Origin of the sequence: Legionella oakridgensis ATCC 33761 = DSM 21215 (assembly GCF_000512355.1) — a bacterium.
Taxonomy (GTDB): Bacteria; Pseudomonadota; Gammaproteobacteria; order Legionellales; family Legionellaceae; genus Legionella_A; species Legionella_A oakridgensis.
Genome location: NZ_CP004006.1, coordinates 2,191,721 through 2,206,176, shown reverse-complemented (window position 1 = coordinate 2,206,176; position 14,456 = coordinate 2,191,721). Strand labels below are relative to the sequence as shown.

Here is a 14,456-nt window from a genome sequence, read left to right as displayed (position 1 = left end):
GCATTCATGACATTATCTTTTTCTGCCGTAATACCCGCCAATATTCCGCCTCATGAAACCATTGTTTTACCAATCAGTATGAGCCAACCCTTGGAGCGAGGGGAGAGATTAGCGGCTATTATCCAATCCATACGGGATCACAAATATGATGATCGCACAACCATTCTTGTGTGTGATTTTCTAAATCGGCACAATTCTAGTGATTCATCGTCTTTGGATCAGGGAGAAACCTTTTTGAAGGAGCATGAGACCATTTTAAAACATTTTCGTATTGTGCGGTGGCAGGAGTTTATATCTAGTAGGAATGAAGTTTTTTTAGAAAAATATGCTGAAGTATGTGATAAAAATAAAGATGCTTCTCATTTTTACCTTAAGATGAAAAAACATGGGAAAAATGCTTAAGTGCTACGCAATCGCTAGAGGCATCTGTTCAATATCAGTTGGAAGAATATGCTGCCGTGTTATGTATGGATGAATACGACCATCTTTTTTACCCAAAGCGTATTACCAATGGCCTAGCTTATGTTTATAACTATTTTTCTGGGAAAAAGCCCCAATACCATCATATAAAAATATCTGAAGCTAAGATGTTATCCAAATCAGAATTATTTGCCGATCTTAATGCGGAGCTAGAAAAGAAAGACAGACGACATATACACATTGCGTTTAGGGCATTGCTTGATCATATGGATGTTTTATTAGCTTCTGGCGAACTATCTGACAAAGCTAAGAAAGTATTTGCCGAGGAAGTTGAAAATTTATTAATGTCATATGGATTGTTAGGCGTTTCGTTAGAGATTAACCATCATACTGTTAAGCAACTTATTGTTTCTTGAAAGGTATTTCAATTTTTTTATAAGTTGCTAATTATCAGCACCAAAGAGATGTGAAATTCTGTTTTTGGCCGGATTGGCAAACAGTAGTGAGGATTTCGCCGCATCCATGCAGCGATAGATCATCTTAATCTATAACTTGTCTTTTTAAAACATTCCTTGTTATTCCTCTATTTTCAATCATATCAAAGCTAATAAAGGAGTCATTATGTGAAAAACGCAATCTTATGTAAGAAATATCTTAGATTCGATTATTAGATGTGATAGTCATAATATATTTATTTGCTTTTTTTTAAAATGGCATTAAAAGAGCGGAACTGAAGATATGTTGCGTAGCTGTGCAAAGCGAATGTATTAGAAAATGTGCAGAAAGAACATCAAAAAATGACAAACCCATGGTTCATATTCAGAAAATTAAGATTTAAATTTTTAAAGAGAGAGCCTTACGTAAAAATGCGTTATTTGTGCGCGCAGTCGATTGTCTTACTTGGGTTTCTTTTTAACGGTATACTTAAACTTTATAAGTGCCGGGTTTACTTCAATACTGACCTCTGTCTCAGAAGTGTCGAGATCGTCGGGAACAACCAATTCAGATATAAGATCACCTGTTTTTCGTTTTCATTCAGTTCAATCAAATAACCCTCAGGGAATTTTTCTGGATTTCTGCTTACGGCTTCGTTAATTTTTTTTGTTTTTGATTTCGATTATTTTATCTTCTACGTCTAATTGACTGATGTTCATTATTAAACCGATTATCTCTAGATGTTCTCTTATAAAGTGAGCTGCGTTTTTATCCCAGACTACTTTAAGAGGGCAAGGGGTAGGGGTATTTGAACTTAGTTAAGATGCATTATCATTTGAGTTAGATAACGTACCCTTTTTATCCCAAACTACATAGAGTCTGGCCATTTCATTGAGCTATGTAATACTCTTAATATTTCAATTTGCTCTGATTTAATCCTGTAAGGAACAATAAATGGAGTTCCATTAATTATTAATTCGCGCGTGTCAAAAATTCGACCTGTTCTGCCCAGAGCGGGGTTCTCAGAAAGCATTCCAACCGCCGTAATGATTTTTATTATTATATCAACTGCTGCTTTGGGATTATCCTGTGCAATATAGTCTTCGATTTGATTTAAATTATTTTTTGCGCCTTTAGTCCATTTGATTCTCACTTTATCTTGTTCTCCCAGAACTTAAGGATGCTTTCATGGTCTATTAGTTGACCTTCATCTGCCTCTGCAATACCTTTTTTAATTTCAATAAGCTGCCATTCTTGAACCTTAAGATATTCATTTATTGCTTCGGAGGCCAAGAAAGATTTGCTACGATGAGTAATTTCAGCCAACTTATCTAAACGAACTTTCATGTCAGGTTCTAGCCGAATAGTCATTGTCGTTGATGTCATCAGAGTCTCTCAATGTGTTTATATGTACACATTATAGCACAATGTGTGTGGCATGAAATGAAGTAAGTGTCCAATTGATATAATTTGTATTATTTTTCTTGAGCCAGATACGTACCTTTTTTAGAGCAGTATCTTGAATAAAGACATCCAGAGCTAGAAGAACCATTATTTGTAAGCAGGTATAATACACGCCTCAAAACGCTCGATGTCTATAGACTTTGTCAGCGACTTGTAAAACAAACTTTGGCATTTTTACCTGAAGAAGATAAGTTTGATTTTACACCGCATATGCTTCGCCACACCTTTTTAAAAAAGGTGACTGATAAACACGGAATGCACTTTGCTCAAGAGATTAGTGGTAATGTTTCGATCAAAGAAATACTTCGCTATGCTAAGCCGAGCGAAGATGAGATGCAGGAAACGGTAGAGTTGCTGTTTGATTAAACCAATGGTGAGTTATTTATGATTTGTGATCTTTCAACCACTGATTTTGATGAATTGATTAATGTGTGGGAGCAATCTGTTCGTGCTACCCATCATTTTTTAAAAGAGCATGACCTTCAAGAAATTAAGCAACAAATATTATCTGTCTATTTTGATGCGGTTGAATTGAAAGGTTTTAAAGGCGATAACGGAAAAATTCTTGGCTTCTCAGGTGTTACTGAGCAAAAGTTGGAAATGCTTTTTGTGCTGCCAAACGCACAGGGGCAGGGCGTTGGATCTTCTCTATGTCGGCATGCACTTGAGCAGCAGAAAGTCAGTCTTGTTGATGTAAATGAGCAAAATTTACGGGCAATAAAATTTTATAAAAAAATGGGGTTTAAAAAGGTAGGGCGTTCCAGTCTTGATGGTGAAGGTAGGCCATATCCCGTATTGCATCTGTTGAAGGAATAAAATGGCTTATCAAACGATATCTGAAAACCTAGGTTTATGAGGTTTCATAAAATTTTTGTGTTTCTTATGGCTTAACGGTTTGTTTAAATGATAACGCTTGTTGTAAGTCTGATAATTCAACCCGCTCTCCATATCGCATATCGGTAATGGTTCGCGCTACCTTAAGAAGCCGATGAAAAGCTCGCGCAGATAATTTAAAGTGCTTCATGGTTTTACTTAAAAATTCTTGTTCTTTATTTCCTAAGAGACAAACTGCTTCACAGTCTTTAGTATTGAGTGCCGCATTGATGCACCCCTGTCTTGCCATTTGATGTCGGCGAATATCTTCTACGATTTTTCTTATTTTTGCGCTTTCTTTGGCAGTGGTTTGATTTGGTTTAACTAATTCTTCTTCAGAAAGAGCCTGGACATTGACTTGCAAATCAATGCGATCCAGTAAAGGTCCGGAGAGTTTAGCAAGGTAACGGCTAATTCGGTCAGGTGTGCATAGACAGGTTGCTTTTGGATTTCCCCATTGACCACAGGGACAGGGATTCATGGCAGCCAGCAATTGAAAGCGTGCGGGAAATTCGGTTTGGATTGCGGCTCTGGAAATGCATATATGACCCGATTCCAGCGGTTCACGTAGGGTTTCCAGGACTTGACGATGAAATTCTGGCAATTCATCAAGAAATAATACACCATGATGAGCAAGTGAGATTTCACCAGGCGTGGGTGGATTGCCCCCTCCGACCAAGGCAACTGGCGAGGCAGTATGATGGGGTGCCCGGAAAGGAGGTTGACGCCAATTGGAAAAATCGGGTGTGCGTCCACGGATGGAGCGAATCGCTGCGCATTCTAAGGCTTGCGATTCAGATAATGCCGGAAGCAACGTGCGAAAGCGGGTGGCCAGCATGGTTTTTCCACTTCCAGGCGGACCACTGAGTAAAATACTATGCCCACCACAAGCTGCAATTTCCAGGGCGCGCTTTGCATGCGCCTGGCCTTTGATGTCTGACCAGTCTAAATGCTCATCCTCTCGTTCGATTTTTGGTCTTTCTGGTAAGTCATGCAATGGAATGTCCTGGCTCAAATAACCGCAGACGGCACGTAAGTTGTCGGCTGTTTTTACATAGCTTTGCCCGGCAAGAGAAGCTTCTTTTCCATTTGCATGAGCAATAATCAGTTGATGTTGGTCACGCTGCGAGGCAAGTACGATTGGAATAATTGCTGATATCCCTCGCAGGTTACCATTCAGTGCCAGTTCGGCAATAAATTCATGAGAGTCTAATGTATGCAGAGGAATTTGACCTGACGCTGCTAGGATTCCAATGGCAATAGGTAAATCAAATCCACCACCTGTTTTTGGCAAATCAGCAGGCGCAAGATTGACGGTGATTTTCCGACATGGGAAGTCAAACTGACTATTAATAATAGCGCTTCGTACGCGATCTTTGCTTTCTTTTACGGCGGTTTCTGCCAGTCCCACGATAGTAAAAGCAGGTAGGCCGTTGGATAAGTGAACTTCTACCGAGACGGGTTGTGCGTCAATGCCTAAAGCACTGCGCGTTTTAACAATCGCCAGGCTCATGATTAAACTCTATTTTTTAGGTTGGACTAAACTCATTCTACTTCATGAATACGAAGCCGTCGATGTTTTTGCGTAGGATTAAATGCAAGCGTTTAGGTCAAAGCATTATCGTCTTTATGTTCAGAAAGCAATGCGTCAATTTGCTTTTGCAAGGAATCAACTTTTTCGCGAGTACGTGCCAGCACTTTGAGCTGAACATCAAATTCTTCACGAGTGACCAAATCCATCCGGACAAATGCAGATTGCAATATTTCTCGGAATTTTTGTTGAATCTCATTTTCAAAATTTTGTACACTGGCGGGTAAAGCAGCGGAAAGCTTTTTTGCCAGCTCTTCAAATTGGCTGAGTTCAACCATCACATAGGCTCCTGATGTAGGGGTTATTGCTGAGAGCTAAAGTCTAGCAAAATTGGCCTAAAACAGCTATGTAAAATCTTTACTGACGATTTAAAGGTAAAAAATGAAAATGATTACCGCAATTATCAAACCTTTTAAACTGGATGATGTTCATGAGGCATTGATGGAAATTGGTGTTCCAGGCATTACGGTATCTGAAACCAGAGGTTTCGGACGACAAAAAGGTCATACCGAACTCTATCGGGGAGCGGAATATGTGGTTGATTTTTTACCTAAAATAAAAATTGAATTGGCACTGCCTGATAATATGGTTGAACTGGCCATCGATGCCATTTGCAAATCAGCCTATACCGGTAAAATTGGTGATGGCAAGATATTTGTTTATGATCTGCAGCAAGTGGTCAGAGTAAGAACGGGGGAAGTAGGGGAAGATGCATTAAATTGAAAATCTTTTTTATATGATTGAAGCATGTTCCTTTGAGCAAAGAACATTCGAACCCTTTTGAGAAACTCTCTGCAGTGCATTTATTTTATCGTAATTTCTGGTTTATAAAATTCCACGCTTGGGCGCTGACAGGCATAACGGATAAACGATTGCCCTTGCGCAGCAACGGCATGCTGCCTAATTCAGGGTGGTATTTGAGTGTATTTAAGGGAATGATTTCCGGAAATTTTTCTTTAAAACGAATATCCACCATAAACCACCTTGGGTGTTCAGGCGTGCTGTTGGGATCCGGATGCTCGCTATTAGGATCAAACGCGGTGTAATCAGGATAGGCAGAACTTACAATTTCCGCAATGCCTACAATACCAGGAGGATTGCAATTTGAATGATAAAAAAAGACCAAATCGCCAATGTTCATTTGATCACGCATGAAGTTTCGAGCTTGATAATTACGTACTCCATCCCAGGGGGTTGTTTGCTTGGGAGCATTCTGCAAATCATCAATGCTGAAACAAGATGGCTCAGATTTCATTAACCAATAATGGGTCATATTTTACTCCAGTATATTGTGCGGTCAGTTATGATGGCTGATAACGGTACATCCCAAGGTTGCGCCTCGATGAAGGGAAGACGCTGAAAATCGTAGGCCACGCCTATTAAAAGGCGGGCCTTATATTTTGCTAACGTTCGATCATAGTAGCCAGCCCCCATGCCTAAGCGTGTACCTCGTTCGTCAAATGCAACAAGTGGCATAAAAATAATATCAAGCTCATCGGGTCTTAAAACCTCATCAAGGCTGCCATGCGGTTCTTGAATGCCATAACGGTTTTCATAAAAGTGAGTTGCGGGTGTTGCTGGAAGGAATAACAAGCTCAAATCTTCCCTAAGGATAGGGAAATAACAATATTTGCCTTGTAAAGGCGCAGATTTCCATAAGCTGTTTAAATTAACTTCACCGTGAATAGCGTGATATAGAGCGATGCGCTTGGCATAACGATACTCTTTTAGTGCGCGAATTTGCGTGCATATTTTTTTTGCAGCAGCTTGCTTGTAAGCGTGTGGGAGATTTTTACGTATTAAGCGATAAGTCTGTCTCAGTGCTTCTTTGAATTGGTCAGCCATACAAATTGATAGATAATTTTTTTTATTGATTATCACGTAGATATATTTCATAGTTCAAGACAAATAAAAAAATAGCTAGGCAAAAAAAAAAAAATAGGGTATATAGCTTTCACCTTTTTAGAGTCTTTGCTTCATGGAAGGCAATAAAGGGCCTGAATCGCAGGAGCGAAGATTATTGCTATTTAAACTTTCGAGAGGATAGCATGAGCGAACTATATGATGATGAAGAAGAAAAAGAATTGATTGCAGAAGATGAGTTTATAGAAACGGAGGAGATCATTTTAGACGATCCTAATCGTCCTCCTTCTGATGCTCGCAAGCGTTTGGAAAACTTATTGGAAGAGAAGCGATTGCGTGATGAGCTAGAGGATTTTCTTGACTATTAAATATAGCGATCAACGGGTACCATTTCGGGCAGATGATCGTATTTTTTAGGTGAGGGGTTATTTGAAACCATAAAAATTGAGAATCATCTGCCTCTTTATAGCAAGCTGCATTGGCAGCGTATGTCAACTTCTGCAATACAGCTTAAAATTCCTTTTAACCATGCTTATGAAGCTTGGTATGAGCTGCTCCTTCAGCGCATAAACGATGCAAACATTCAAGCTGGCGGAATCAGAATCATTCTGACTAGCGGCCGTGCTACCCGCGGATTAGCTGTGGAAGGGGATTGTCCAAGTTTATTAGTCGAACCCTTTAAATATCAACCATTGACGCAGGCTTTAAATTTGGTAACGACCCCTTGGTCGCGCGATGCCGTTAATCCTATTTATCAATTTAAAACGGTTAACTATCTGGAGTCTGTTTTGGCTCGCCGTCATGCATTGTCTGTAAAAGCAGATGATGCTTTATTTTTTAATACACGACGCTATGCCACGGAAACTACCGTCGCCAATCTTTTTGTTGTTCGTCAAAACAAACTTTATACTCCAAGCCTTACCTGTGGAGTATTGCCAGGCATCATACGGAGTCGACTATTTAGCATATGCTCGGAACATGCAATTGAATTGAAGGAGGATAGCGTGTCTCGAGAATTCATCATGAATGCGGACGCTGTATTTGTTACCAATGCTCTACAGGGCATTAGACCAGTCAAATCTTTGGATGGTGTTGTTTTAAACATTGAGCATCCATTGTTAAACCAATTACAGTACTTATTGAAATGCGATAGACAACGTTAGTTGCGTTTAAACCATCGGAATAAAATAAGTAAGAAACCAAAGATAAACAGAAAAATCAAACTGATTCGTTTATACACTTCCCCGGAATGGATAAAAGCATCCATGCTGGCATAACCGCAATACGTTGAAACAATTTCAGTAGGTATTAGAAAAATAATGGTCGTTATTAAATAATGGCTAAATTTTATACGTGTCAAACCCAGGCCATAATTAACCAAATTAAAAGGAATGACAGGTACAATGCGTAACAAGGCTACAAACTGCCACCCCCAGCGTTCAACACCAGCGATAAGTTTATTGATACGTTTATTTTGCTTGCTGACTATCCAATCAAAAACCAGATGACGACTGATGAAAAAAGCGCAAGACGCCCCCAAGGTGGCTCCTATTAAATTAAACAAAATGCCGAGGACAGGACCAAAAAGGGCGCCACCAGCCAGGGTCAAGATCATGGTGGGAAGAAAAAAAAGCGTGGCAAAACAATATAAAAGCAAAAAAATAATGGGGGCAATAAAGCCTAAGGTATTAATCCAGTGAATTAGGCTTGAAACATTTTGTTGAAAAATAGATGCGCAAACAGCAAACGCTGCTATCGCGAAAGCGATGCAGAGTCCTTTCATGGATGGTAATAAATAGGCAGCATGCTGGATACTGTATTACAGGTATTTAATTAAGGCAAGTTTGGAGTAGATAATAAAACCTTAATCTTTGATGTGTATGATGAATTCATGGGCTTATTTTAAAGGAGCCATGATGAGTGGTAGTACAACGTACATGCTGGGTAAACTGAAATCTAGGCATTCACAGAAACAAACTATTGAACCTGAAAAAACACAGGCAAGTAACGATGGGAATGCTAGGTTAGATGGTGGCGTTGATTCTCAGCTTCTTCAGGAAGCGTTGATAAGTCATCAGGATATCGCCCAGCCGCAATTACAACCACAACCAACGAAACGTCCTTTGCCTGCGTTAGCGGATGTTCTGGCAAATTGCTTATCTCCTCAAGAGAAAAGCGAAAATACCATCCTATAATACTAATTATTGCTAAAATTCTGGCTTGCATTGCCTTTCTCACACGATATACTTAGTTAGAGAGATGAAATACAGGGGAATGGCATGGCTGGATTTTCGCAAACATCACATTGGCGTGATTCTGCTCGCAGCGCTCGGTTTTTTATGGTGGATGCCAGAGCAGCGTTCCCCATTTTTCTTTTTCTGATGCACATTCGAATATGGACTGGTGTGTTGGTTGTACTCTCTGCTATATTTTTTGGTATTCTTGAGCATTACGGTTTTACCGTGCCGGTTTTTTTACGTTGGATAAGGACGTTCATTGCCGGCAGTGTTAAATCTTCCCAGCCCTGGTGGCGATAAATGAAAATAGATCTCAGCAAAGGTATGGCGCTCATTGCTGCCAGCATGAATGCAAAATTTTATTTAAATGATCGCTTTGTCAGTTTTGAAGAAGTATTTTCCCCAACTGGCTTATTGCCAGCAATAGCTCGGCGCGCCGATCAACTTTGTTCATTATGCTTGGGGTATGGGTTAGGAGTGACATTTGACGAAGCAGAAAATGCACTGTTGGGAACTCGCGTTGTTTTTGATGAAGTAACACCCAATGTGTTGCGTTTATTATGCATGACTGATGTGTTGAATGAATTGATCCAAGGTGGACCAAGCCGTGATTATACGCCTTTGGATGAACTGATGTATGATTAGAATTTCAATATGAAGTGTAAAGAATATGCAAATAAGAGATTTTTTAAGATTATGTTAAGCTAAATTCTGTTAAGCTATAATCAATTAAAGAGCATATTTTTTGAGGTCATTATGGTTAATCCATGGCGAACGAGAGCGGGAGCTCAACAAGGTAGGGACACACTAGGTTTTTTTGCACCCACAAAAGAAGGCACAAGTATAGATACTGCCACGAAGACGTTGGCAGATTATAGACAGAAGGTCATGGATCCTCTTACGAAACTAGCATCTATCTCTCCTACAGAGTCTGCAAAACTAGGATTGGAAGTTGCTTCCGTATGCTGGCAAGCAATGAAAACTGTTATTTCTGGCCCTTCTGCAACGGTACAACAGTCTGCCGAAAGACAACCTGAAGTTAGAGAGGAAGCCAAAGAGGATGAAGAAAAACATCGTTCATTAACAATGTAACTATGAATTCAATGAGTTGAATTCATAGGTCTATCATATGCTAAAATAAGTTAAGAAATAAGCTGCACACCATCTACTTGCAATACAATTGGTGCTATAATTTATTGACCATAGGTGTGCAAAATCCTGCTGCTTTCCGCACCAACGTGTTGCACGTTGATTTGTGCTTGCCACCTTACCTATAGTAGCGTTTCGTACAAGTATTTGGACGAAACAAGTTGTCTGGCATACTCAAATTGGTGGTAGAATCCTGACTTTTATGAAAGATGAATTATCAGAAGAACAAGCAAATGCCATATTAAAAGCTCTGGATGATGCAATTGAGCAAGGTCCGTGGGAGGAATCAAATTTTTTGCGTGTTATTGGTAAAAATTTACGTGAAATCCGTGAACATTTTGCCAGTCAAGTGCAGACATCCGGTCAAGGAAAGGAAAAAATAGCGTCTCATTTAGCGAATAGAATTGCTCTGCGCAGCGGCCAGCGGGAAATATTTGTTGCGCTTTATTCTTCCAGTGGCAGTAGTCTATCGTCATGGGAGCGTATTATTACTAATTTGCCAGGGCAAATGATTTCACGCCCAATTTATGCTAATGAAAAAGACGTGAAAGAAATCATAGGAACTAAGGAAAATAAAGTAAACGAAGGTTATGTTTCCATCTATGTGAGTCAAACTGATATTTTACCCACTTCTCCAGAAAAAACACCAACGGACAAACTCGGCAAGCCATTGTTAACTCTAAAAGACAGGGCATTGAAATTGGAAAATCTTAACCGTTTTATCCACATGACCGGTACTTATAAATACGTCGGGGGCCGATTGGTTAAAATATCCAATCATGAATTAGAAAAACCAGCCTAACTAACCTAAGCTGCATATCGCAAAACAGTTAAAAATAGGTATATACTTTAATTTAAGTAATCTTAAAATTATTAGTTTCGGATGGCACAACAACCACAGCAACAATCTGGCGATAATTCAATGGCCCCAGTATGGGTCATGGTATTATTTATTTTAACGGTGTATGTCTTGTGGAGTGTCGGACACAAGTACATTGTTTCCGCCGTTTTTTATATTAATATTCTGCAAGCGAAACTGATTAATTTTTTCATAGGTTCTGGTCAGTTATCGAATGAAATCTATTTAATGCAGACTCTTGACCCGAGTGCGGTAGACTGGGAGCAAATGCTCATACTGTCAAGAAGCGTGGGCGATTATACGCGTTATCCGGTTGCTGCTGCGTTGGTTGCTCTGGGGATTTTTCTTTATAGGTCAAATGTTACTTTAAAATTTCGTAAAGTATATAACATGCTGACGTTGCGGGCACAGGAACAGTATAACTGGCCGGCTATTATGCCAGTAGTCAAGCTGGATTTGGTAAGCATTGATATTAATGAAGGTCCGTGGGCAATGGCAATGACTCCCATGGAGTTTGCGCGTAAATATCAATTGTTAAAAAAAGAAGATGTTTTACTGGATAAGCCCATACCTGGGCAAGAAATGACGGCGGGGTTGCGGCGAGGCGATGCCAAAAGAGTATTCACGTTGCAGCTGGGGCCTTATTGGGATGGATTTGAACGGTGTCCCCCGCATGCTCGTGCGTTAGCTGCTGTATTTATGGCGCGTATGAATCGCGACAGAGGTTCTGCGGTGATGATCCTGGAATCCCTTGATAAAGGTTATGCTGAGGGAAAACCAGATTATAGCGTCGCAAATAACACACTTAGAAAATTTCAGGATGCAGAAAATGTACAGCAAATTGTTACAAAACATGCTTATCTTTTAACAGTAATGGCTTCTTTATTACAGGCAGCCAGGGATGATGGTGTTGTGCCTAGTTCCGAGTTTTTATGGTTAAAGCCAATAGACCGTCGCCTTTGGTATATGTTGAATTGCGTAGGAAGACAAACCCCATACGCAGAGGTTGCTGGGCCTTTTGCTCATTGGAAGGCGGAAAAAGCCATGGGACGCCGCTCGTTGGTACCCATGATTGATGAGGCGATTAAGGCTCTTGAAATTGCCGTTAAAGACGTCAAATTGTCTCCAAAAGAAATGCAGGAGTTAGAACCATGATGCGCGGTATTGATTCCCGTAGTGAAATTGACCCAACCCAGCTTTTGCGGGATACGCGAACGGTCGGTCAGCGTATTAGTGATTTTTTCTCTAATCCTACTAATATTTCTATTGTGCTGCTGTCTTTGGCTGTGTGCGCCTATTACATATCGGAAGCAGCGATTTTATTATTCATGATTGGTTTTTTCTGCTTTCTTTTTGCATTTACTCGCAAGCAAACATTACCGTTTCGCTTACCTAAAATCGCACGGGTTAAGGATTATAATGATTTAAAACCGGGCATTCAAACTCCTAACCTGGCGCGTGGCATCGCTTTTTTTGGTAATGATCGCAAAACTAATGAAGAACTATGGTTTGCCAACGATGATATGCGAACCCATGCATTGATTTTTGGATCAACGGGTAGTGGTAAAACAGAAGCGCTGGTTTCAATTGCTTTTAATGCTCTGGTGCAAGGGAGCGGTTTTATTTATGTGGATGGAAAAGGCGACAACTCATTATACGCTAAAGTGTTTTCTATGGTTAGAAACATGGGACGCGAGGATGATTTACTGCTAGTCAATTTCATGACGGGTGCACGGGATATTATTGGACCACAAGAAAAACGATTATCAAATACCTTAAACCCATTTTGCCAGGGCTCTTCCAGTATGTTAACCCAATTGGTCGTTAGCTTGATGGGGGGGTCGAGTCAATCATCCGATGGTGACATGTGGAAAGGTCGAGCCATTGCCTTTGTGGAAGCACTGATGCGATTGCTTGTGTACATGCGTGATGAAGGCGCTATTTTGCTCGATGCAGATACCATTCGTAATTACTTTGATTTGCAACGGTTGGAGACAATTGTTATTGATAAGATTTTTCCACGAGATGATCAAGAAAGCATTAACATCGAATCCGTACCCAAGTTGGTGACAGACCCGTTGCGTAACTATCTTGGAACATTGCCTGGATACAATAAGGAGAAAAAAGGAAAGCAAGTCTCGCAAGTATTTGAACAACATGGATTTATTACCATGCAGTTGGTACGAGCCTTTTCATCTCTTGCAGATACTTATGGCCATATTGTTCGCACCAATTTGGCGGAAGTTGATTTTAAAGACGTGGTATTAAACAGGCGGATTCTCGTGGTGTTGCTTCCTGCCTTAGAGAAATCCCCCGACGAATTATCCAACTTAGGGAAAATTATTGTTTCTTCTTTGAAAGCTATGATGGCAGCCGGTCTTGGTGAAGAAGTGGAAGGGGATTATCGTGATGTGATTGAACGTAAACCTACCAATTCTCCAACGCCTTACATTTGTGTTCTGGACGAATACGGTTATTATGCTGTTCAGGGATTTGCCGTTGTTCCAGCCCAGGCACGGTCATTAGGCTTTTCAGCCATATTTGCTGGACAGGACTTACCTGCGTTTCAGAAAGCATCTAAAGAAGAAGCAGCATCAATCGGTGCAAACACCAACATTAAAATCTGTATGAAATTGGAAGACCCAACTGAAACCTGGGACTTTTTCACCAAAACAGCTGGTGAGGCTTATGTAACCAAGGTTGATTCCTTCCAGACTAAAGAGACAAGTATTGCCAATAGTTATATGGACACTAAAAGTTCATCGTTTGAAAAACGCTCTCGTATTGATCTATTGGATTTAAAAGAGCAGACAGAAGGTGAAGCACATATCTTTTTCCGTTCAAAAATTGTGCGCGCCCGTATGTTTTACGCCAATCCAAAACCAGTAAAAAAATTAAAATTAAATCAATTTTTGAAAGTAGAGGCACCAGCAGATGATTATCTTGATAAATTACAAAAACAACTTACAGGTTTCCAAAGCATCGTAGAGAGTGGTGACATCAGTATCCACAAGGAAGTACAGAATGAAGAAATTGCACTGATAAGCAAGGCATTGCATGAATCTAAAATTACTGAACCGATTGAACGCGGTGTAGCGGCCTTATTGGCTTTCCATGGGCATAATGAACCAGAAAAAATAGAAGAGCTTATTGAAGAAGAGCCAGTAGGTACCTTAACGATATTTAGTAAATTGCAATCTTCTGCAGGCGCTTTACCCATTTTGGTGAAAGATGTTGAGCGTTTTTCAGAGCCATTGTTGCCTATTAATGAAACCCGTGATTACCTGATGTCGATCGAGCGATTGAGCGGTGAAAAAGATAAACTTGCAGGCAACATTGCTAATGAATTAATAAAAGACTTTCAAATGGCCACTTCATATCCACCGGATGAACGGGATCAAATCAGTTCTGATGAGCTAGGGGCTTTGGTGGATTCATTATCGGAAAAACTCCGAAATGAGCGGGAAAAGGCAAAAAGTACCGCATAGAACATAATTCTTGCCCTATTAAATCCATTGTTTCTTACAGCCTGGGTTATTTCTATAAAATAAAATACTTAAGTCCA

At 40.1% G+C, this 14,456-nt stretch carries 21 protein-coding genes and 1 pseudogene; 14 read left to right on the top strand and 8 right to left on the bottom strand.

Features of this window, described 5'->3' with window-relative positions:
- The first annotated feature begins 6 nt into the window (after window positions 1-6).
- Window positions 7-402, top strand: coding sequence for a hypothetical protein (locus LOA_RS10705; protein ID WP_025386339.1), 396 nt, complete (start codon window positions 7-9; stop codon window positions 400-402).
- A 65-nt stretch (window positions 403-467) separates the two neighbouring features.
- Window positions 468-836 (top strand): hypothetical protein, encoded by a 369-nt coding sequence (locus LOA_RS10700; RefSeq protein ID WP_158423053.1) that lies wholly within the window; start codon window positions 468-470, stop codon window positions 834-836.
- Between the two features lie 530 nt (window positions 837-1,366).
- Here the strand turns inward: LOA_RS10700 and LOA_RS16280 are convergent.
- The 3 genes from LOA_RS16280 to LOA_RS10690 form a co-directional block, all read right to left on the bottom strand.
- Entirely contained in the window at window positions 1,367-1,516 is a 150-nt protein-coding gene (locus LOA_RS16280; RefSeq protein ID WP_118996668.1) for an ORF6N domain-containing protein, read from the bottom strand.
- A gap of 207 nt (window positions 1,517-1,723) precedes the next feature.
- Window positions 1,724-2,008 (bottom strand): type II toxin-antitoxin system RelE/ParE family toxin, encoded by a 285-nt coding sequence (locus LOA_RS10695; protein ID WP_025386337.1) that lies wholly within the window; start codon window positions 2,006-2,008, stop codon window positions 1,724-1,726.
- Window positions 2,005-2,202 (bottom strand): CopG family ribbon-helix-helix protein, encoded by a 198-nt coding sequence (locus tag LOA_RS10690; protein ID WP_237758027.1) that lies wholly within the window; start codon window positions 2,200-2,202, stop codon window positions 2,005-2,007. The genes LOA_RS10695 and LOA_RS10690 overlap by 4 nt, the downstream gene beginning before the upstream one ends.
- Window positions 2,203-2,412: 210 nt before the next feature.
- Here LOA_RS10690 and LOA_RS10685 point away from each other — a divergent pair.
- Both LOA_RS10685 and LOA_RS10680 read left to right on the top strand, forming a co-directional pair.
- Window positions 2,413-2,685, top strand: a pseudogene (locus LOA_RS10685) (tyrosine-type recombinase/integrase); the annotation flags it as partial.
- A gap of 18 nt (window positions 2,686-2,703) precedes the next feature.
- Window positions 2,704-3,135, top strand: a complete 432-nt coding sequence (locus LOA_RS10680; protein ID WP_025386334.1) for a GNAT family N-acetyltransferase — start codon at window positions 2,704-2,706, stop codon at window positions 3,133-3,135.
- 64 nt (window positions 3,136-3,199) lie between these two features.
- On the opposite strand, the gene LOA_RS10675 is transcribed toward LOA_RS10680, so the two are convergent.
- Together LOA_RS10675 and ubiK are read right to left on the bottom strand one after the other, a co-directional pair.
- On the bottom strand, window positions 3,200-4,705 hold the full coding sequence (locus LOA_RS10675) for a YifB family Mg chelatase-like AAA ATPase (RefSeq protein WP_025386333.1): 1,506 nt from the start codon (window positions 4,703-4,705) through the stop codon (window positions 3,200-3,202).
- 92 nt (window positions 4,706-4,797) lie between these two features.
- Window positions 4,798-5,061 (bottom strand): ubiquinone biosynthesis accessory factor UbiK, encoded by a 264-nt coding sequence (ubiK, locus tag LOA_RS10670; protein WP_025386332.1) that lies wholly within the window; start codon window positions 5,059-5,061, stop codon window positions 4,798-4,800.
- A 103-nt stretch (window positions 5,062-5,164) separates the two neighbouring features.
- Between ubiK and LOA_RS10665 the strand changes: the two genes are divergently transcribed.
- Entirely contained in the window at window positions 5,165-5,506 is a 342-nt protein-coding gene (locus LOA_RS10665; protein ID WP_025386331.1) for a P-II family nitrogen regulator, read from the top strand.
- A gap of 85 nt (window positions 5,507-5,591) precedes the next feature.
- Here the strand turns inward: LOA_RS10665 and LOA_RS10660 are convergent, their stop codons facing one another.
- Entirely contained in the window at window positions 5,592-6,056 is a 465-nt protein-coding gene (locus LOA_RS10660; RefSeq protein WP_025386330.1) for an EVE domain-containing protein, read from the bottom strand.
- Entirely contained in the window at window positions 6,053-6,628 is a 576-nt protein-coding gene (locus LOA_RS10655) for a 5-formyltetrahydrofolate cyclo-ligase (RefSeq protein ID WP_025386329.1), read from the bottom strand. The genes LOA_RS10660 and LOA_RS10655 overlap by 4 nt, the downstream gene beginning before the upstream one ends.
- Window positions 6,629-6,831: 203 nt before the next feature.
- Between LOA_RS10655 and LOA_RS10650 the strand changes: the two genes are divergently transcribed.
- On the top strand, window positions 6,832-7,014 hold the full coding sequence (locus LOA_RS10650) for a PA3496 family putative envelope integrity protein (protein WP_025386328.1): 183 nt from the start codon (window positions 6,832-6,834) through the stop codon (window positions 7,012-7,014).
- Window positions 7,015-7,083: 69 nt separating this feature from the next.
- Window positions 7,084-7,809, top strand: coding sequence for an aminotransferase class IV (locus LOA_RS10645; RefSeq protein ID WP_338010478.1), 726 nt, complete (start codon window positions 7,084-7,086; stop codon window positions 7,807-7,809).
- On the opposite strand, the gene LOA_RS10640 is transcribed toward LOA_RS10645, so the two are convergent.
- Window positions 7,806-8,429, bottom strand: a complete 624-nt coding sequence (locus LOA_RS10640; protein WP_025386327.1) for a TVP38/TMEM64 family protein — start codon at window positions 8,427-8,429, stop codon at window positions 7,806-7,808. The two genes, LOA_RS10645 and LOA_RS10640, sit on opposite strands and share 4 nt — an antisense overlap.
- A 97-nt stretch (window positions 8,430-8,526) precedes the next feature.
- Between LOA_RS10640 and LOA_RS10635 the strand changes: the two genes are divergently transcribed.
- The 7 genes from LOA_RS10635 to LOA_RS10605 all read left to right on the top strand — a co-directional run bounded on the left by LOA_RS10635 (window position 8,527) and on the right by LOA_RS10605 (window position 14,379).
- Complete coding sequence (locus LOA_RS10635; RefSeq protein ID WP_147370131.1) at window positions 8,527-8,841, top strand: hypothetical protein; 315 nt, start codon at window positions 8,527-8,529, stop codon at window positions 8,839-8,841.
- An 84-nt stretch (window positions 8,842-8,925) separates the two neighbouring features.
- Window positions 8,926-9,183 (top strand): IcmT/TraK family protein, encoded by a 258-nt coding sequence (gene icmT / locus LOA_RS10630; protein WP_025386325.1) that lies wholly within the window; start codon window positions 8,926-8,928, stop codon window positions 9,181-9,183.
- Entirely contained in the window at window positions 9,184-9,528 is a 345-nt protein-coding gene (locus LOA_RS10625; RefSeq protein WP_025386324.1) for a type IV secretion IcmS family protein, read from the top strand.
- 243 nt (window positions 9,529-9,771) lie between these two features.
- Window positions 9,772-9,975, top strand: coding sequence for a hypothetical protein (locus LOA_RS14545; RefSeq protein ID WP_147370130.1), 204 nt, complete (start codon window positions 9,772-9,774; stop codon window positions 9,973-9,975).
- A gap of 259 nt (window positions 9,976-10,234) precedes the next feature.
- Window positions 10,235-10,834 (top strand): Dot/Icm secretion system protein IcmQ, encoded by a 600-nt coding sequence (gene icmQ / locus LOA_RS10615; protein WP_025386322.1) that lies wholly within the window; start codon window positions 10,235-10,237, stop codon window positions 10,832-10,834.
- A gap of 81 nt (window positions 10,835-10,915) precedes the next feature.
- Window positions 10,916-12,046 carry a type IVB secretion system coupling complex protein DotM/IcmP gene (icmP, locus tag LOA_RS10610; protein ID WP_025386321.1) on the top strand — a complete coding sequence of 377 codons (1,131 nt, stop codon included), beginning with the start codon at window positions 10,916-10,918 and terminating at the stop codon, window positions 12,044-12,046.
- Window positions 12,043-14,379 carry a TraM recognition domain-containing protein gene (locus tag LOA_RS10605; protein ID WP_025386320.1) on the top strand — a complete coding sequence of 779 codons (2,337 nt, stop codon included), beginning with the start codon at window positions 12,043-12,045 and terminating at the stop codon, window positions 14,377-14,379. The genes icmP and LOA_RS10605 overlap by 4 nt, the downstream gene beginning before the upstream one ends.
- Window positions 14,380-14,456 lie beyond the last annotated feature (77 nt).